We start from the raw sequence: 17,044 nt of genomic DNA, 5'->3' as shown, positions 1-17,044 counted from the left end.
CCGTCACCGGGTCGGCGACCGGCGCCGCAGCGCCGCGTACAGCAGCGCGCTCAGCGCGAAGCCGACCACGGGGGTGATGTCCCCGAACGACGGCCAGTGCTCCGGTACGTAGCCGACGTAGTCCTCCTGGTTGGAGAACAGCGGCACGGAGACCGCCACGCCGATCAACAGGGCCGCGAGCCCCGGCCAGTTGGTGAAGGAGCGGTCGGTCAGGCGGGCCGCCGACTGCTCCTGCGGCACCCGGGCCCGCAGCCAACGCTCCACCAGGACCACACCCAGCCAGGGCGCCACCCAGTACGCGATCACCAGCAGGAACGCCTCGTAGGCCGCCCCCGCGTCGGAGAGCGAGGCCCACGCCGCCGCCGTACCGGCGACCCCGGACACCACGACCAGCACGCTCCGGCTCAGCCAGGCCGGGAGGTCCAGGCCGAAGGAGGCGATCGAGATCGCGCCGGAGTACACGTTGAGGGCGTTGGCCGAGACCGCGCCCAGGATGATCGCGATCAGCACCAGGTCGCCCAGCCAGCCGGGGAGATGGCCGGTGAAGGCCGCCGTCGGGGTCGCGTCCTTCGGGGCCAGGATGGTCGCCGAGGCCGCGCCGGTCACGGCCACCACGGTGACCGACAGGAACAGGCCGAGCGCCGGGTAGAGGACCGTCCTGGCCTTGTTCGCCGTACGGGGGAGATAGCGCGAGTAGTCCGAGGCGTACGGGTTCCAGCCCGCCGCGTAGCCCCAGGCCGCGCTGAACGCGAGCAGGAAGCCGCCGATGCCGCCGCCCGTGCCGCCCCCGCCGAGGTCGGCGTCCTTGAAGGTCCACACCCCGGCCAGCAGGAAGATCACCGCGAGGGCGGGGAAGGCGTACTTCTCGAAGGCGTGGACGAAGTTGTGGCCGATGAAGCCGATCAGGATCTCGGCGGCCACCACGAGGAGGAGCGACGGCAGCGGGCGCAGCCCGGTGAGGGTGTTGAGCGCGAAGGCCGCGCTGACGCTGTTCACCGCGAACCAGCCGACGCCCGCCACCAGTCCGTTGGCCGCGGCGGGCAGGATGTTGCCGCGGTGGCCGAAGGAGAGACGGCCGATCACCATCTGCGGCACCCCGAACCGGGGCCCGTCCAGGGACAGGACGCCCTGGGTGATCGCCCCGAGGGCGGTGCCGAGCACGATGGCGGCCGTGGCCTGCCAGAAGCTCAGGCCGAAGAAGAGGACCGCGATCACCCCGATGAAGACGGTCGCGAACTCGATGTTGGGGGAGGCCCAGGTCCACAGCAACTGGAGCGGGCCGCCGTGGCGTTCGGCGTCGGGGACGGGTTCCGAGCCCGTCGCCTCGACGGCGATGACCTTGTCACCGTATGCGGGAGCGAGGGTGCCGGCGGAGTCGGCGGGAGCTGTCGTCATGCGAGGTAAGTGTCCGGCCCCCGCCCGCCTCCGCCCAGGGGCGCGATGTCCGCTTCGGGGGGCTCTACGACGTACAGCTTGTCAGCCTGCCTTGGGGTCCTCGCCCTGCTCCCGGCGTTTGAGCTCCTCCTCGCGGCGGCGCAGGTCGGCCTCCCAGTCCTTGAGGAGCGCCTCGTCCTTCTTGTGCTCCGCCTTGAGGGAGTTCAGGAACTCCGGGTTGTCGTCGGGGGCGACGTACTCCATGCGGTGGTTGCGGTGCCACTCGGAGGGGGTGCGGCCGTTCGCCGGCGGGGTGCGCAGCTTGCCCGCGGCGAGCCAGGCGATCGGGCCGACTATCCAGAACAGCAGGATGATGAAGACCCAGGCGATCTTGGGAAGGTGCTTCGCCTCGTCCTCGGGGGTGTTGAGGCAGTCGATGAACGCGTAGATCGTCAGCGCCAGCGGGATCAGGTACATCAGCAGCCGGAACATGTCTTGTGGCCCCCCAGGGAACGTGGTGTGGAGCCTGTGGCGGGCCCCTGACGGGGTCAGGGTAGCGGCTCGGGGATACTTGACCCCATGGCTTACGACGATCTTCGCTCCCTGCTCAGGGCACTGGAACGCGAGGGAGACCTCAAGCGGATCAAGGCCGAGGTCGACCCATATCTGGAGGTCGGGGAGATCGTCGACCGGGTGCAGAAGGCGGGCGGCCCCGCGCTGCTCTTCGAGAACGTCCGCGGGTCGGCCATGCCGCTCGCGATGAACGTCTTCGGGACCGACCGGCGACTGCTCAAGGCCCTGGGCCTGAAGTCGTACGGCGACATCTCCGACAAGATCGGCGGGCTGCTGCGTCCCGAGCTGCCGCAGGGCTTCGTGGGGGTGCGCGAGGCCTTCGGGAAGCTCGGCTCGATGGTGCACGTCCCGCCGAAGAAGGTGAAGTCCGACAACGCCCCGGTCCAGGAGGTCGTCCTGACCGGCGACGACGTCGATCTGGACCGGCTCCCGGCCCTGTTCACCTGGCCGCAGGACGGCGGGTCCTTCTTCAACCTGGGCCTGACCCACACCAAGGACCCGGAGTCCGGGATCCGCAACCTCGGTCTGTACCGCCTCCAGCGCCACGACAAGCGCACGATCGGCATGCACTGGCAGATCCACAAGGACAGCCGCAACCACTACCAGGTCGCCGCCCGGCGCGGTGAGCGCCTCCCGGTCGCGATCGCCTTCGGCTGCCCGCCCGCCGTCACCTACGCCTCCACGGCCCCCCTCCCCGGCGACATCGACGAGTACCTCTTCGCCGGGTTCATCGCGGGCAAGCGGATCGAGATGGTGGACTGCAAGACGGTCCCGCTCCAGGTCCCGGCGCAGGCCGAGGTCGTCATCGAGGGCTGGCTGGAACCGGGCGAGATGCTGCCGGAGGGGCCGTTCGGGGACCACACCGGGTTCTACACCCCGCAGGAGCCGTTCCCGGCGCTGACGATCGACTGCGTGACGATGCGGAAGCGGCCGCTGCTCCAGTCGATCGTCGTGGGCCGTCCCCCGACGGAGGACGGACCGCTGGGCCGCGCGACGGAACGCTTCTTCCTCCCTCTGCTGAAGATCATCGTCCCGGACATCGTGGACTACCACCTGCCCGAGGCGGGCGGCTTCCACAACTGCGCGATCGTCTCGATCGACAAGAAGTACCCGAAGCACGCGCAGAAGGTGATGCACGCGGTCTGGGGGGCACACATGATGTCCCTGACCAAGCTGATCGTGGTCGTCGACGCGGACTGCGACGTGCACGATCTGCACGAGGTCGCCTGGCGGGCGCTGGGCAACACGGACTACGCCCGTGACCTCTCGGTCGTCGAGGGACCGGTCGACCACCTCGACCATGCCTCCTACCAGCAGTTCTGGGGCGGCAAGGCGGGCATCGACGCGACGAGGAAGTGGCCCGAGGAGGGCTACACGCGGGACGGCGGCTGGCCCGAGATGGTGCTGTCCGACCCGGAGACGGCGGCGAAGGTCGACCGCCGGTGGAAGGAGTACGGACTGTGAGCCCCATCGCCGCGGGCGGCCCGGCCCTGTTCATCGGCACCGACACCGACTACGTGGCGCTCGTGCGGCCCGCGCTGGACCCGTCCGACCCGGGCGTCCGGCAGGCCGCCGAACAGGCGGGCGTCACCCCGGAGGAACTCGCCGGCCCCGGTGACACCTGGGCGGTCCTCTTCGAGCACGGCGGCGAAGGCGACGGCTTCGAGCTGCCGGGGGTGCGTGACGCGGAACCCGCCGACTTCGCGGAACGGCTGCGCGCGGGACTCGCCGCGGCGGACGGTCCGTTCACGGTCGACGGCGGAGCGGCGCTGCGACTGGACGCCTCTCCGGCAGGCCCGGACGGATACGCCTTCACCGCGCACGTCACCCCGCCCGACGACGCCGCGACACCGGTGACCGTGGAGACGGGCCCGCTGCCCGCCGCCGCACTCCTGACCGACCTTGACGCCTTCCTCGGGAGCCTCGCATGATGACCACCGCCGACGGGGTCGTGGGCCCGGGCCCGGCGCCGCAGCCGACCGGGAAGGTGAAGGGCTTCCTGCGCCTCGTGATGATCGAGCACTCGGTCTTCGCGCTGCCCTTCGCGTACATCGCCGCGCTGACCGCGATGTACGAGTGGGACAAGAACATCCACTGGGGGCGGCTGCTCCTGGTGACGATCTGCATGGTCGGCCTGCGCACCTTCGCGATGGCGGTCAACCGGATCATCGACCGGGAGATCGACGCGCGCAACCCCCGGACGGCGCAGCGCGAGCTGGTCACCGGGGCGATGTCGGTCAAGCACGCCTGGACCGGGGCACTGGTCGCGGTCGTGGTCTTCCTCGGCTCGGCGGCGCTGCTGAACCCGCTGTGCCTGGCGCTGGCTCCCGTCGCGGTGATCCCGATGGTGGTTTACCCGTACGGCAAGCGGTTCACGAACTTCCCCCAGGCCATCCTCGGTCTCGCCCAGGCGATGGGCCCGGTGGGCGGCTGGCTCGCGATCACCGGGGAATGGTCCTGGGACGCGGTCGTCCTCGGCCTCGCGGTCGGCATCTGGATCGGCGGGTTCGACCTGATCTACGCCTGCCAGGACGTGGAGACGGACCGGGAGATCGGCGTCATGTCGGTGCCGGCGCGCTTCGGTATCCCGGCGGCGATCTGGGGGGCGCGGGTCTGTCACGTCCTGACGATGTCCCTGCTCGTCTGGTACGCCGTCGCCACGGAGGCGGGCGGCTTCTTCTGGGTGGGTCTGATGATCGTCGCGGGCGCGTTCGTGTACGAGCACTCGATCGTGCGACCGCATGATCTGTCCCGGCTGAACCGGGCGTTCTTCAGCGTCAACGGGTTCATCGGGATTGCCCTCTTCGTGTGTGCGCTGCTTGATCTCCTGGTTCGTGGTCTGACCGTGTGAGTACGGTCCGGCCTACCATCGAGGGCAGGACCTCAGGAGGCCACCGTGACCGTTATCTCGGACCTTGACCGCCTGCACTCGCAGCTCAGCAAGCTGGAGGACATGTTCCCCGGCTATCTGACGGAGATTGTCGAGGGCAGCATTGTGATGAACCCGGTCAGGCCTTTCCACGGGAAGACGATCCTCAGGGTGTCAGCCGGCCTTGAGGACCAGCTGTCACCGGATTGGGCCTTGGTCAGTGATGTGGCGTTCCCCTTCGACGACGCCAACGAGTTCTGCCCGGACATCGCCGTCATTCCAGCCGAGGCGGAGGCCGAGAACCGTAGCTCTTATCCTGCTGACCTGATCGAGTTCGTAGCCGAGGTGGTGTCGCCGGAGAGCGTGCGTCGGGACTACGAGATCAAGCCGCGCTGGTACGCCTCCCGAGGCATCGCCAACTACGTGATCCTCGATCCGCTGCAGGGCCACGCCGTCGCCATGTGGAACCCAGGACCCGACGGGTACCGGGGCCGCGACACTCTCCCCTACGGCCCCGACCTGGCCGTCGACTCCCCGCTCGGCAAGCTGACGATCCCCACATCCCGGCTTCCCGTCGACCCCAAGGCCCGGCCTCAGACCTGAACCACTCCGCGCCCGGTCCGGCGCTTGAACAGGAACGCCGCCGCCACTCCCGCCAGCAGGCCCAGCAGGTGCCCCTGCCAGCTGACCCCCGACTGGGTCGGTGCCAGGCCCACCACGATCGACGTGCCCCAGATCGCCGCTACCAGCAGACCCACCAGGATCCCCAGCGGGCGGCGCTGCACGAAGCCCGTGACCACCAGGTAGCCGAACAGGCCGAAGATCAGGCCCGACGCGCCCGCCGTGTTGGTGTGGGCCGGGGCCATGAGCCACACGCCCAGGCCGTCGGCCACGACGATCAGGGCGCAGACGGCGAGGAAGCGGCGGATGCCGCCCAGCGCCGCCAGGAAGCCCATGACCAGCAGCGGGACGCTGTTCGCGGCCACGTGGGCGAAGCCGAAGTGGATGAAAGCGGCCGGTACGACGTCGACCAGCTCGGACGGGGTGCGGGGCGTGATGCCGAGGCCGTCCAGGGCGTGGCCGCTCGCCACGTCCACCGCCTCCAGCAGCCACAGCAGCGCGACCCAGCCCACCATCAGCTTGGCCGCCGCCTTCGCGCGATCACCGCGCGACCACTCGAGTTCGCTGTCCGTCATGGCAACCCCCCTCCCCTTCAGAAGAACGCCCGACCCCCTTGGCCGGTTCCCACCCTGTGACGCCGGATAGGCTCGGGGGTGTGAACCCAGTCAAGCCAGGAGAGACGCGGCGTACGCCTTGGATCGTAGGGGTGTCCGGCGCCTCCGGCACCCCGTATGCCGCGTCCGTGCTGCGCGCGCTGCTCGCCGCCGGCGAGAGCGTCGACCTGGTGGTCTCCCGTGCCTCGCGGCTCACCCTGCTCGACGAGACGGGGATCTCCTTCCGGGACGCGCACTGGCGCGAGGACCTGCGGGAATGGCTGGCCCGCGGGGCCGACGGCAAGCCCGCGACCTTCGACGTCGACACCGACGCCGTGCGGTACTGGCCCGCCGGGGACCTGGCCGCTGGGCCGTCCTCGGGGTCGTATCCGAGCAAGGGGATGCTGATCGTCCCCGCCTCCACCGCCTGCGTCGCCGGAGTCGCCCTCGGTCTCTCCAAGGACCTGCTCCAGCGGGCCGCGAGCGTGACCTTGAAGGAGCGCAGGCCGCTGGTCGTGGCCGTGAGGGAGACCCCCTTGAACGGCCAGACCCTGCGGCACCTCGTCGCGCTCGACGACGCCGGCGCGAGCGTGGTCCCGGCCTCGCCGGGCTTCTACGCGGGCGCCACCCACATCCAGGACCTGGTGGACTTCGTCGCCGGGCGGGTGCTGGACGCGGCGGGTGTCGGGCACGACCTGTACCGGCGCTGGCAGGGCGAACTGGGCGGCGGCACACCGGGTCACTGAGGCACGTGGGTCAGCAGGGCAAGCAGTGGCAGTACCTCTCATCACTTCAGGCATTTTTCAGCGGAAGGCTTCGATCCCATGGACGCGGTGGACAGGCAGCTCATCCAGGCCCTGAGGGAGAACGGCCGGGCCTCCTACGCGGAGCTGGGGCGCCTCGTCGGTCTGTCGGGACCCAGCGTCACCGACCGCATCAACCGGCTGGAGGCGGCCGGTGTCATCACCGGTTACCGCGCCACCGTCGACTCCGCCTCGCTCGGCCTCGGCGTCACCGCGCTGATCGGTATCTCGCTGTCCGACGCGGTCGACCACGAGGACGTGGCACGCCGGCTCAGGGACCTCAGCGAGATCGAGGACTGCTGGTTCATCGCGGGCGACGACTCGTACATGCTGAAGGTCCGGGCGCCCGACGTGGACGGTCTGGAGAAGATCATCCGGCGGCTGTCCGGGACCGAGGGGGTCTCCCGGACCCGTACCACGATCGTGCTGTCCACGAAGTGGGAGAACCGGGTCGGAGAGCTGCCCGAAGAAGCGTAGAGGCGGGGACGTACGGTTGTCGCAGTCGTCGGAGAAAGGTGTGACCCCCATGGACGTCGGGCTCAAGCGCGAGCTGGAGGACAAGGTCAGGGCCGGTGAACGGCTGACCCGCGAGGACGGCATCGCGCTGTACGAGTCGGACGACCTGGCCTGGCTCGGCGGCCTCGCGCACGAGGTGCGGACCCGTAAGAACGGTGACGTGGTCCATTTCAACGTGAACCGCCACCTCAACATGACCAACGTGTGCACGGCGTCCTGCGCCTACTGCTCCTTCCAGCGCAAGCCGGGGGAGAAGGACGCCTACACGATGCGCATCGAGGAGGCGGTGAAGCTCGCCAAGGCGATGGAGGGCGAGAACCTCACGGAACTCCACATCGTCAACGGCCTGCACCCGAACCTGCCCTGGCGCTACTACCCGCGCTCGCTGCGGGAGCTCAAGGCGGCCCTCCCGGACGTCTCGCTGAAGGCGTTCACCGCGACGGAGATCCACCACTTCGAGACGATCTCGGGTCTGTCGGCGTCGGAGATCCTCGACGAGCTGATCGACGCGGGTCTGGAGTCCCTCACCGGCGGTGGCGCGGAGATCTTCGACTGGGAGGTCCGCCAGCACATCGTGGACCACCGGACCCACTGGGAGGACTGGTCCCGGATCCACCGCCTGGCGCACGAGAAGGGTCTGAAGACCCCGAGCACCATGCTGTACGGCCACATCGAGGAGCCGAGGCACCGCGTCGACCACGTCCTGCGGCTGCGCGAGCTCCAGGACGAGACCGGCGGTTTCCAGGTCTTCATCCCGCTGCGCTACCAGCACGACTTCGTGGACGTGAAGGACGGGAAGGTGCGCAACAGGTTGCAGGCCCGGACGCAGATGGCGACCGGCGCGGAGGCCCTGAAGACCTTCGCGGTCTCCCGCCTCCTCTTCGACAACGTCCCCCACGTCAAGGTCTTCTGGGTCATGCACGGCGTCCAGACCGCCCAGCTGGCCCTCCAGCACGGCGCGGACGACATGGACGGCTCGGTGGTCGAGTACAAGATCACCCACGACGCCGACAACTACGGCACGCCGAACAAGCTGACGCGTGAGGATCTGCTGGACCTCATTCGAGACGCGGGGTTCCGGCCGGTGGAGCGGAACACCCGGTACGAGATCATCCGGGAGTACGACGGTCCGGACGCGGGGCGCCGGGAGTCGCCGCAGCCGATGCGGGTCTGACGGCTCCGGTTGCCGACAGGGAGGCCGCGCACCGGGGGCTGGTGGCGGACCCGGAGGTCGCGGCGGGCGCATTGGTGTAAGGCTTACGATGCTGCTGTGTCCCTTACGTTTACTCTCGACCCGGCCGTCACTCCCGCTCTCCGGGACGGCATCCTCGATCTGTGGACGGACGTCAGCAACGCGGGCGGTGCCGTCGGTTTCGTCGCTCCCGTGGAGCGGGAGACCATACGCCCCGAGCTGGTGAGGCACTTCGCGGCGATGGCGGACGGCCGCACCCGGCTGCTCGTCGGACAGGACGCCGACGGCCGGGTGGCCGCCGCCGTGTTCCTCGCCTTCAACACGCACCGGCTGATGACCCACTGGCTGTGGCTGTACACCGTGATGGTGCACCCGCGTCACCAGGGCAAGGGCTACGGCCGTGACCTGCTCGGCGCAGCCGCCGACGCGGCCCGCGGGATCGACGGCATCGAGGCGATACGGCTCACCTGCCGCGGCGGCCTCGGTCTGGAGCGCTTCTACGGCTCCTGCGGCTACAAGGAGGTCGGCCGGATCCCCGGCGCGATCCGGGTCGCGCCGGGCGACGACCGTGACGACGTGATCATGCTGCTGCCGCTCGGCTGACCCCCGTCGAAGATCGGGTGCCCGGCGTGCTTCACTGGACGGTGTCCCTTTTTGGGGTTCAAAACCGTTCGAAACGGAAGAGTGGATTGACATGCTCCGCTACACGCTGATGCGCCTCGGAATCCTCCTGGGCTGCCTCGTGGTCGTCTGGGGCCTCGTCTACTCCGGCCTCGCCCCGCGCGGCCTCGGCGACTCCAACGGCATGTGGATCGTCCTGCTCTCCCTGCTGCTCTCGGCCCCCATCAGCTTCGTCGTGCTGCGCAAGGAGCGCGACCGCGCCTCCGCCCAGGTCGTCCAGCGGGTCGACCGGATGAAGGCCAACCTGGAGGCCAACCGCAGCCAGGAGGACGAGGCCGCCGACCAGGCCGCCTCCTCCCAGGGGCAGACCCCGCAGACCTCCTGAGCCCAACGCCCCCGCTGCCGTGCCCGCGTGACCGTAGGCTTTGGGCATGGGTGTCGTGAAGAGCAAGCGCATGCCGCGTGCCGTGCGGGAGCAGCAGATGCTGGACGCCGCCGTGGAGATCTTCGGGCAGCGTGGGTACATGGCCGCCTCGATGGACGAGATCGCCGAACTCGCCGGTGTGTCCAAGCCGTTGGTCTATCTGTACCTGAACTCGAAGGAAGACCTCTTCACCGCGTGCATCCGCCGGGAGGCGGCCGCGCTCACCGAGGCCGTGCGGACGGGGGTGCGGACCGAGCTGCCCGCCGACCGGCAGTTGTGGGACGGGCTGTTGGCCTTCTTCACGCACACCTCGCAGCACCCGCACGGCTGGTCGGTGCTGCATCTGCAGGCCCGTATCCACGGTGAGGCGTTCGCCGCCGAGGTCACCGCGATGCGCGAGGAGATCGTGGCGTTCGTGACCCATCTGATCGTGGTCGCGGCCCGCGAGGCCCACCGCGACCCGGACCTGCCCGAGCGCGAGGTCGCCGGCCTCGCCGAGGCGCTCGTCGGAGCCGCCGAGTCGCTCGCCGCCTGGGCCAACGCGACCGCGGGCGTGACGGCGAGGCAGTCCGCGGCGACCCTGATGAACTTCGCGTGGGCCGGGCTCGGGAACATGATGGAGGGCCGGCCGTGGACCCTCCAGGACACGCCTTCCGGCAGCGCCCCGCTCCAGGTCAGCTGACCGCGCCGTCCGCGGCCGCCCCGGTGAGCGGGTACACGCCCCCGCTCACGTGCACGCGGTCCCCGCCGCACAGCTCGAACCGCTCCCCGTCCGCCGCGTAGGTCACCGTCCCCGGCAGCAGCACCGGCGCCCTGAACTCGGCCCGCACCAGCACCGCTTGAGGTGTGCCGTGCGCCGCCAGGCAGCGGGCCGCCGTCCACATGCCGTGCGCGATCGCCCTCGGGAAGCCGAAGAGGCGGGCCGTGAGCGGGTACAGGTGGATCGGGTTGCGGTCGCCGGACGCGGCGGCGTAACGCCGTCCGATGTCCCCGGCCAGCCGCCACTCGGCCACCCCGGGCAGCGGTCCGTGCGCCTCCCGCTCCCGCTCCCCGCCGGTGTCCTTCGTGCGGTGCCGCGCCAGGTAGGTGCTCACCGACTCCCAGACGACCTCCGCACCCACCCGCAGCTCGGTGACGACCGCGACCTCCGTGCCGCGTCGGTGCGGCGCCAACCCGTCGACGTATACGGTGAGTTCGTACTCGCCCGACGCGGTCAGCTCCCGGTACCGGGTGATCTCGATCGACGTGTGCACAAGGCCGAGCAGCGGCAGCGGGAAGCCCCGCCCGCTCATCAGGCGCATGGCCGGCGGAAAGCCCAGCACGTGCGGATACGTCACCGGCAGCGCGTCCTCCCCGGTAGGGAACCCGCACACCCGCTCGTAGGCGGCGAGCCGCGCGAGGTCGATCCGCAGACCGGGCAGCACGAGACGGGTCCGGGGGAAGTCCGCGGCGGCCGAGGGCCGCTTGAAGGGGGAGCGCAGGGCGCCCAGGGCGAGGCGGGGGAGGAGGGAGGGGGACCGGTCGAGGACGGTGGACGGACCCGCGCCGGGACCGTCCGGGCCCTCGGCCCGTCCGCCCTCTCCGTGCGTTCCCTCCGCCTGCGTGTCGTCCGAGTACGTCGCCACTACGCCCCCAACAGGCTCTGGCCGCACACCCGTACGACCTGTCCGTTCACCGCGCCGGAGGCCGGATGGGCCAGCCAGGCCGTCGTCTCGGCCACGTCGACGGGCAGTCCGCCCTGTCCGAGGGAGTTCATCCGCCGCCCCGCCTCCCGGATGAACAGCGGGATCGCCGCCGTCATCCTCGTCTCGATGAACCCCGGGGCGACCGCGTTCACCGTCACCCCGTGCTCGGCCGCCGCCCGGGGCGCCAGGGAGCGCACCAGGCCGACGACACCGGCCTTGCTCGCGCCGTAGTTCGTCTGCCCGGCGTTCCCGGCGAGCCCGGCGATGGACGCGGTGGCGACGATCCGGCCGCCCCGCCGCAGGGTGCCCGTCTCCAGCAGCGCGTCCGTGGTGCGCAGCACGCTCGCCAGGTTCACGTCGAGCACCGAACTCCAGCGCTCACCGGGCATGTTGGCCAGCCGCCGGTCCCGGGTGATGCCGGCGTTGTGGACCAGCACGTCCAGCCCGTCGGGCAGCGCCTCGGCGATCCGCGCGCCCGCGTCCGGGGCCGTGATGTCCAGCGCGAGGGCACTGCCCCCGAGCCGCGCGGCCAGCCGCTCGGCATCCCCCGACGCCCCCGGCACATCGAGGACGACGACCCGCGCCCCGTCCCTCGCCAGCGTCTCGGCGACCGCCGCGCCGATGCCCCGCGCCCCGCCGGTGACCAGGGCCGTCCGTCCGGCGAGGGGGTGAGACCAGTCGACGTCGGCCTCCTGCGGCTGCCCGACCTCGATCACCTGGCCGCTGACGTACGCCGACCTGGGGGAGAGCAGGAAGCGCAGGGTCGACTCGGCCGCGGACGCGTCGGTCAGCCGGACGAGGTTGACCGTTCTGCCCCGGCCGATCTCCTTGCCGAGCGAGCGGGTGAACCCCTCCAACGCCTGCTGGGCGGCGGCCTGGTGATGATCCCCCGAGGAGAGCGGCGCCCCCAGGACGACGACCCGGCCGCTCGCGGCGACCGAACGCACGACCGGGTGCAGGGCCGCGTGCACCTCGGCGAGCCCCTCGACGTCCCGCACACCGGTGGCGTCGAGGAGGACCGCGGCGGGCGCGTCCGACGGGGACGGGAACTCCGGGAACTCCGGTCCGGACAGCTCCGACTTGCCCGCCGTGAGGTGCAGCACCCCGCCCTCGAACCCCGGGGACTCGGGCGACCACCGTCGCAGCGCCGCCGGCTGCGGAAGCCCGAGGCGGCGGGTGAGGAACCGACCCGGCGCGGTACCGGTGAAGCTCAGATAGCGGTCGGCCATGTCCATCTCCCGGGTCGGTCGCAGATTCCTTACTCTGGAGTAAGGTTACCGTAGGTAAGTCGATTTCCGTGGTGAGGAGCTGGTGGAGATGAGCCCCCTGAAACCGCCGGTCGCCCGGCGCGTGGCGATCGTCGCCGGCAGCCGTGTGCCCTTCGCCCGCTCGGACGGCCCGTACGCCACCGCCTCGAACCAGGACATGCTCACCGCCGCCCTCGACGCCCTCGTGGAGCGCACCGGGCTCCAGGAGCCGGGCGCGGTGGGGGAGTTCGTCGCCGGTGCCGTCCTCAAGCACGCGCGCGACTTCAACCTCGCCCGCGAGACGGTCCTCGGTTCGCAGCTGGACCCGCGCACCCCGGCGTACGACATCCAGCAGGCCTGCGGGACCGGTCTCCAGGCGGTCATCGCCGCCGCCAACAAGATCGCCCTCGGCCAGACGGAGTCCGCGATCGCGGGCGGCGCGGACACCGCGAGCGACGCGCCCCTCGGCGTCAACGACGACCTGCGCCGCATCCTGCTGGAGGCCCGGCGCGCGAAGTCGGCCGGCGGGCGCCTCAAGGCGCTCGCGCGCATCCGTCCGGCCCATCTCGTGCCCGACATCCCGCGCAACGCCGAACCCCGCACCGGTCTGTCGATGGGGGAGCACGCCGCCGTCACCGCCCGCGTGTGGGGCGTGACCCGGGAGGCCCAGGACGAGCTGGCGGCGACGAGTCACCAGCGGCTGGCGGCGGCCTACGAGCGGGGCTTCTTCGAGGACCTGGTGGTCCCCTTCCGGGGCCTGCCCCGCGACCAGAACCTCCGCCCCGACTCGACGGCCGGCAAACTCGCCGCGCTCAAGCCGGTGTTCGGCCTCAAGGACCCCGATCCCACCATGACGGCCGGGAACTCGACCCCGCTGACGGACGGCGCCGCGCTCGTCCTGCTGGCCTCGGAGGAGTGGGCCGAGGCGCGCGGCCTTGAAGTGCTGGCGTTCCTCACCGCGTACGAGACGGCGGCCGTGGACTTCGTGCGAGGCGATGTCGCACAGGGAGAGGACGGGCTGCTCATGGCCCCCGCCCACGCCGTCCCCCGGATGCTGGAGCGGGCCGGGCTCGGCATGGACGACTTCGACCTGGTGGAGATCCACGAGGCCTTCGCCTCCCAGGTCCTCGCGACCCTCGCCGCCTGGGAGAAGCGGGGCCTGGCCCCGGTGGACCGGGACCGGCTCAACGTCACCGGGTCCTCCCTCGCCACCGGGCACCCCTTCGCCGCGACCGGCGCACGGATCGTGGCCACGCTCGCCAAGCTGCTGGCGGAGCGGGAGGGTCCGGGCCGCGGGCTGATCTCGGTGTGCGCGGCGGGCGGCCAGGGGGTCACGGCGATTCTCGAGCGGCCGTAGAAGTCGAAGCTGACAAGGCCTCACCTTGCGGTCGAGGTTGCACAGTCCCGGCTCCGGACCATCAGCAAACCCGCACAGACTCCCCACGTGAGCCACTTAGGATCACCGTCCTAACCCCTGGTAACCCTTCCCGGCGCACTCGCGGGTGAACGCCCCGGTACGTCCCCTGCGTACCTCATGCAGCGGAGCGGTACCGAGCTGCACGTCCCAGGAGCTGACCATGTCCCTCTCGTACGTGTCCGGCCACGACTACGACGGCGCACCCGTGCTCGTGGAACCAGAGATCGTGCGGCTGGACGGTGAGGTCCGCGAGGTGTCGGTGCCGCCGCTGGTTCCGCCGGTGACCCACGGCTCGCTCGCCGACCTGCCGTTCGACAACGCGCAGGCGGCACCGGAGCAGCGGGTGATGAGCCGCCGTACGGACGACGGCCGCTGGGTCGACCTCACGGCGGCGGAGTTCGCGGGGCAGGTGCTGGCCGTGGCCAAGGGCCTGATCTCGGAGGGCCTGATGCCGGGCGACCGGGTCGCGATCATGGCGCGCACGACGTACGAGTGGACGCTCCTGGACTTCGCCGCCTGGGCCGCGGGCCTGGTGACGGTCCCCATCTATCCCACGTCCTCCGTCTTCCAGACCCGGTTCATCCTCCAGGACTCCGGTGCCGTCGCCCTGGTGACGGAGACGGCCGCCCAGTCCGCCGCCCTCGGTCCGGAACTCAGCCGCCTGCCCGACCTGCGCCACATGTGGATCATGGAGAAGGGGCATGTGGAGCGCCTCGGAGAGCTCGGCCAGGCCGTCCCCGAGCAGGAGATCGGGGTCCGGCGGGGCATGCTGGGCCCGGGCACGGTCGCCACCGTCGTCTACACCTCCGGTACCACCGGCCGCCCCAAGGGCTGTGTGCTCAGCCACGGCAACTTCCTCGCCGAGATCGACAACGCGATCGAACTCCTCTACCCCGTCTTCAAGTCGAAGTCGGACGAGGCGGATCTGGCGACCCTGCTCTTCCTGCCCATCTCGCACGTCTTCGGCCGCATGGTCGCCATCGCCTGCGTCCGCGCCCGCGTCCGGCTCGGCCACGCGCCGAGCCTCCAGGCCGAGGACCTGCTCGCCGACCTGGCCAGCTTCAGACCGACCTTCCTCCTGGTGATCCCGTACATGCTGGAGAAGGTCTTCAACAACGCCCGCGCCAAGGCGGAGAGCGGCGGCCGGGTCACCGTCTTCGACCGTGCGACCAACGTCGCCGTGCGCTACGGCGAGGCGATGGAGTCCCGCCACGCCGGTACCGGCTCCGGCCCTGGGACGGCCCTGAAGGCGGCCCGCACCTTCTACGACCCGCTCGTCTTCCGCCGTATCCGCAACGCCATGGGCGGTCGCATCCGGCACATCATCTCCGGCGGCTCCCCGCTCGGCCGCCGCCTCGCCGCGTTCTACGCGGGCGCGGGCATGGAGATCTACGAGGGCTACGGCCTGACCGAGTCGACCGGGGCCGCGACCTGCACCCCGCCCCTCAAGCCCCGCCTGGGCACGGTGGGCTGGCCCATCCCGGGCACCCGGATCCGGATCGCGGCGGACGGCGAGATCCTGCTCAACGGCGGTCAGGTGTTCCGCGGCTACTGGGACCCGTACGGCGAGGGGGTGGCTCCCGCCTCCGCCGACGGCTGGTTCCCGACCGGTGACATCGGACAGCTGGACGACCAGGGCTATCTGACGATCACGGGCCGCAAGAAGGAGATCCTGATCACGGCCGGCGGCAAGAACGTCGCCCCGGCCCCGCTGGAGAACTGGCTGCGCTCCCACCCCCTGATCTCGCAGTGCATGGTCCTCGGTGACCGCCGCCCCTACATCTCGGCCCTGATCAGCCTCGACATGGACGGCGTCAACCACTGGCGCCAGATGAACGGCAAGCACCCCGTCCCCGCGGAACTCCTTGTCGGCGACGAGGAGTTGCGGAGCGTCCTGCAACGCGCGGTGGACGAGGCGAACAAGATGGTCTCCCGCCCCGAGTCCATCCGCCGCTTCACCGTCCTGCCGACCGACTTCACCGAGGCGGCCGGGCATCTGACCCCGTCGATGAAGCTGCGCCGGGAGGCGGTCATGAAGGACTTCGCGGGGGAGATCGAACGGCTCTACGAGCGCTGAGCGACCGGGGAGACGAAGGCCGACCACGCCGTGGGAGAGAGGGTGAGGTGAGGGCCGGTGGGGTTCTTGGAGTCGCGGAGGTGGATGGTGGCGGGGGTGACGGCGACTTCCAGGCATTCGCCGCCCTCGCCGCCGCTGTAGCTGGACTTGGACCAAGTGAGCTGTTCCGTGTTCATAGCTCCTCCAGCTTCTGCTCGATCAACGTCCGGGACTCCGAGGGTGCGAGTGCCATCGCTCGCATGATCCCATAGCGGTCTGCGATCTTCCGGACCTCTTCGGAGTCGGTGATCAGCCGGGGGTACCCCTGCACTTCCGTGTAAGCCACCTGCCCGTGCCCCTTGGGCGTCAGCAGGTTGAACGCGCCGTCCATGTTGGGGTGTTCGTCCAGTGCGGACGGCATCACCTGGATCTCGATGTTCCTCCTGCCTCCGACTCGCAGCAGGTGCCGAAGCTGCTCCGCGTGCACACGTCGTCCGCCGATCGGCCTGTCCAGCACAATCTCTTCGAGGACGTAGCTCACCATCGGTGACGGCCAGCGTTCGAAAACCAGTTGGCGGGAGAGCCGGTCCGTGACTCGCTTCTCGATCGTCTCCTCGTCCAGAAGCGGACGCCGTTTGGAGAACACGGCTCGTGCGTAATCCTCGGTCTGCAACAGACCCGGCACCCCGTGGTTGGCGTAGAAATGCAGCTCGACCGCCTCCGCCTCCAACCCCGCATAACTCCGGTACCACTCCGGATGCCGGGTCCGAGCCTTCGCCATCGCCTCCTCGACCTCGGGGACGACCTCCTTCAACAGGCCCCCGGCATCGAGCAGTTCGTCCGCCTTCAGCAGGACCTCCGGCCGGAGAGTCCGAACGCCCCGCTCCATGGCCGAGACCGCGTCCGGGCCGTATCCCACCAGCTCCCCGAACTCCTTCTGCGTCAACCCCTTCCGCTCCCGCAAGAACTTCACCATCTTGCCCAGCGCCGTAAAGAGCCCCGCCGTACCGTCCGCCTCCGCAGGCGTCTCCGGCCTCCGCTCACCCACGTACC

The 17,044-nt window shown here is 70.5% G+C and carries 19 protein-coding genes; 12 read left to right on the top strand and 7 right to left on the bottom strand.

Annotated elements, in window-relative coordinates; genetic code table 11:
- Positions 1-3 precede the first annotated feature (3 nt).
- Together RKD20_RS18825 and RKD20_RS18820 are read right to left on the bottom strand one after the other, a co-directional pair.
- Positions 4-1,395 (bottom strand): purine-cytosine permease family protein, encoded by a 1,392-nt coding sequence (locus tag RKD20_RS18825; RefSeq protein ID WP_424878721.1) that lies wholly within the window; start codon positions 1,393-1,395, stop codon positions 4-6.
- Positions 1,396-1,476: 81 nt separating this feature from the next.
- Positions 1,477-1,866 carry a PLD nuclease N-terminal domain-containing protein gene (locus tag RKD20_RS18820; RefSeq protein WP_359422704.1) on the bottom strand — a complete coding sequence of 130 codons (390 nt, stop codon included), beginning with the start codon at positions 1,864-1,866 and terminating at the stop codon, positions 1,477-1,479.
- An 87-nt stretch (positions 1,867-1,953) separates the two neighbouring features.
- Between RKD20_RS18820 and RKD20_RS18815 the strand changes: the two genes are divergently transcribed.
- The 4 genes from RKD20_RS18815 (at position 1,954) to RKD20_RS18800 (ending at position 5,419) form a co-directional block, all read left to right on the top strand.
- Positions 1,954-3,411 (top strand): menaquinone biosynthesis decarboxylase, encoded by a 1,458-nt coding sequence (locus RKD20_RS18815; RefSeq protein ID WP_424878720.1) that lies wholly within the window; start codon positions 1,954-1,956, stop codon positions 3,409-3,411.
- On the top strand, positions 3,408-3,878 hold the full coding sequence (locus RKD20_RS18810; protein WP_424878719.1) for a hypothetical protein: 471 nt from the start codon (positions 3,408-3,410) through the stop codon (positions 3,876-3,878). Before RKD20_RS18815 ends, RKD20_RS18810 begins: the two co-directional genes overlap by 4 nt.
- Positions 3,875-4,798, top strand: coding sequence for a menaquinone biosynthesis prenyltransferase MqnP (gene mqnP / locus RKD20_RS18805; protein WP_424878718.1), 924 nt, complete (start codon positions 3,875-3,877; stop codon positions 4,796-4,798). The genes RKD20_RS18810 and mqnP overlap by 4 nt, the downstream gene beginning before the upstream one ends.
- A gap of 102 nt (positions 4,799-4,900) precedes the next feature.
- A complete protein-coding gene (locus RKD20_RS18800; protein ID WP_424883262.1) occupies positions 4,901-5,419 on the top strand; it encodes a Uma2 family endonuclease in 519 nt (172 codons plus the stop codon).
- Here the strand turns inward: RKD20_RS18800 and RKD20_RS18795 are convergent.
- Entirely contained in the window at positions 5,410-6,012 is a 603-nt protein-coding gene (locus tag RKD20_RS18795; RefSeq protein ID WP_424878717.1) for a rhomboid family intramembrane serine protease, read from the bottom strand. The genes RKD20_RS18800 and RKD20_RS18795 overlap by 10 nt on opposite strands.
- A gap of 80 nt (positions 6,013-6,092) precedes the next feature.
- Here RKD20_RS18795 and RKD20_RS18790 point away from each other — a divergent pair, with 80 nt between their 5' ends.
- The 6 genes from RKD20_RS18790 to RKD20_RS18765 all read left to right on the top strand — a co-directional run bounded on the left by RKD20_RS18790 (position 6,093) and on the right by RKD20_RS18765 (position 10,268).
- Positions 6,093-6,776 (top strand): UbiX family flavin prenyltransferase, encoded by a 684-nt coding sequence (locus RKD20_RS18790; protein WP_424878716.1) that lies wholly within the window; start codon positions 6,093-6,095, stop codon positions 6,774-6,776.
- Between the two features lie 78 nt (positions 6,777-6,854).
- Positions 6,855-7,310, top strand: coding sequence for an Lrp/AsnC family transcriptional regulator (locus RKD20_RS18785; protein ID WP_424878715.1), 456 nt, complete (start codon positions 6,855-6,857; stop codon positions 7,308-7,310).
- A 49-nt stretch (positions 7,311-7,359) separates the two neighbouring features.
- Positions 7,360-8,523, top strand: coding sequence for an aminofutalosine synthase MqnE (gene mqnE, locus RKD20_RS18780; RefSeq protein WP_020120625.1), 1,164 nt, complete (start codon positions 7,360-7,362; stop codon positions 8,521-8,523).
- 96 nt (positions 8,524-8,619) lie between these two features.
- Entirely contained in the window at positions 8,620-9,144 is a 525-nt protein-coding gene (locus RKD20_RS18775; protein ID WP_424878714.1) for an N-acetyltransferase family protein, read from the top strand.
- Positions 9,145-9,235: 91 nt separating this feature from the next.
- On the top strand, positions 9,236-9,547 hold the full coding sequence (locus RKD20_RS18770) for a DUF4229 domain-containing protein (protein ID WP_424878713.1): 312 nt from the start codon (positions 9,236-9,238) through the stop codon (positions 9,545-9,547).
- 46 nt (positions 9,548-9,593) lie between these two features.
- Positions 9,594-10,268 (top strand): TetR/AcrR family transcriptional regulator, encoded by a 675-nt coding sequence (locus RKD20_RS18765; RefSeq protein WP_037901052.1) that lies wholly within the window; start codon positions 9,594-9,596, stop codon positions 10,266-10,268.
- Here RKD20_RS18765 and RKD20_RS18760 read toward each other — a convergent pair.
- Positions 10,261-11,211: a MaoC family dehydratase gene (locus tag RKD20_RS18760; protein WP_424878712.1), complete on the bottom strand. Its 951-nt coding sequence runs from the start codon at positions 11,209-11,211 to the stop codon at positions 10,261-10,263. The two genes, RKD20_RS18765 and RKD20_RS18760, sit on opposite strands and share 8 nt — an antisense overlap.
- On the bottom strand, positions 11,211-12,500 hold the full coding sequence (locus RKD20_RS18755) for a 3-oxoacyl-ACP reductase (RefSeq protein ID WP_424878711.1): 1,290 nt from the start codon (positions 12,498-12,500) through the stop codon (positions 11,211-11,213). The genes RKD20_RS18760 and RKD20_RS18755 overlap by 1 nt, the downstream gene beginning before the upstream one ends.
- Positions 12,501-12,588: 88 nt before the next feature.
- Here RKD20_RS18755 and RKD20_RS18750 point away from each other — a divergent pair, with 88 nt between their 5' ends.
- Both RKD20_RS18750 and RKD20_RS18745 read left to right on the top strand, forming a co-directional pair.
- The gene (locus RKD20_RS18750; RefSeq protein WP_424878710.1) at positions 12,589-13,875 is read left to right on the top strand and encodes an acetyl-CoA C-acetyltransferase; all 1,287 of its coding nucleotides are present in this window, start codon (positions 12,589-12,591) and stop codon (positions 13,873-13,875) included.
- A 220-nt stretch (positions 13,876-14,095) separates the two neighbouring features.
- Complete coding sequence (locus RKD20_RS18745) at positions 14,096-16,012, top strand: AMP-dependent synthetase/ligase (protein WP_424878709.1); 1,917 nt, start codon at positions 14,096-14,098, stop codon at positions 16,010-16,012.
- On the opposite strand, the gene RKD20_RS18740 is transcribed toward RKD20_RS18745, so the two are convergent.
- Positions 16,000-16,188, bottom strand: a complete 189-nt coding sequence (locus tag RKD20_RS18740; RefSeq protein ID WP_424878708.1) for a DUF397 domain-containing protein — start codon at positions 16,186-16,188, stop codon at positions 16,000-16,002. The genes RKD20_RS18745 and RKD20_RS18740 overlap by 13 nt on opposite strands.
- A complete protein-coding gene (locus RKD20_RS18735) occupies positions 16,185-17,039 on the bottom strand; it encodes a helix-turn-helix domain-containing protein (protein ID WP_424883261.1) in 855 nt (284 codons plus the stop codon). Before RKD20_RS18735 ends, RKD20_RS18740 begins: the two co-directional genes overlap by 4 nt.
- Positions 17,040-17,044 lie beyond the last annotated feature (5 nt).

This window comes from Streptomyces sp. SLBN-8D4, assembly GCF_049739545.1.
Taxonomy (GTDB): Bacteria; Actinomycetota; Actinomycetes; order Streptomycetales; family Streptomycetaceae; genus Streptomyces; species Streptomyces canus_C.
Note: the sequence above shows the minus strand (reverse complement) of the source record. Positions and strands in the feature narration are given on the sequence as shown.

Bases quoted from the DNA above. Each gene is read 5' to 3' on its own strand.
- RKD20_RS18770 (WP_424878713.1), top strand. From the start codon at position 9,236: ATGCTCCGCTACACGCTGATGCGCCTCGGAATCCTCCTGGGCTGCCTC.
- RKD20_RS18765 (WP_037901052.1), top strand. From the start codon at position 9,594: ATGGGTGTCGTGAAGAGCAAGCGCATGCCGCGTGCCGTGCGGGAGCAG.
- RKD20_RS18795 (WP_424878717.1), bottom strand. From the start codon at position 6,012: ATGACGGACAGCGAACTCGAGTGGTCGCGCGGTGATCGCGCGAAGGCG.
- RKD20_RS18740 (WP_424878708.1), bottom strand. From the start codon at position 16,188: ATGAACACGGAACAGCTCACTTGGTCCAAGTCCAGCTACAGCGGCGGC.
- mqnE (WP_020120625.1), top strand. From the start codon at position 7,360: ATGGACGTCGGGCTCAAGCGCGAGCTGGAGGACAAGGTCAGGGCCGGT.
- mqnP (WP_424878718.1), top strand. From the start codon at position 3,875: ATGATGACCACCGCCGACGGGGTCGTGGGCCCGGGCCCGGCGCCGCAG.
- RKD20_RS18755 (WP_424878711.1), bottom strand. From the start codon at position 12,500: ATGGCCGACCGCTATCTGAGCTTCACCGGTACCGCGCCGGGTCGGTTC.
- RKD20_RS18815 (WP_424878720.1), top strand. From the start codon at position 1,954: ATGGCTTACGACGATCTTCGCTCCCTGCTCAGGGCACTGGAACGCGAG.
- RKD20_RS18825 (WP_424878721.1), bottom strand. From the start codon at position 1,395: ATGACGACAGCTCCCGCCGACTCCGCCGGCACCCTCGCTCCCGCATAC.
- RKD20_RS18820 (WP_359422704.1), bottom strand. From the start codon at position 1,866: ATGTTCCGGCTGCTGATGTACCTGATCCCGCTGGCGCTGACGATCTAC.
- RKD20_RS18785 (WP_424878715.1), top strand. From the start codon at position 6,855: ATGGACGCGGTGGACAGGCAGCTCATCCAGGCCCTGAGGGAGAACGGC.
- RKD20_RS18745 (WP_424878709.1), top strand. From the start codon at position 14,096: ATGTCCCTCTCGTACGTGTCCGGCCACGACTACGACGGCGCACCCGTG.
- RKD20_RS18750 (WP_424878710.1), top strand. From the start codon at position 12,589: ATGAGCCCCCTGAAACCGCCGGTCGCCCGGCGCGTGGCGATCGTCGCC.
- RKD20_RS18800 (WP_424883262.1), top strand. From the start codon at position 4,901: ATGTTCCCCGGCTATCTGACGGAGATTGTCGAGGGCAGCATTGTGATG.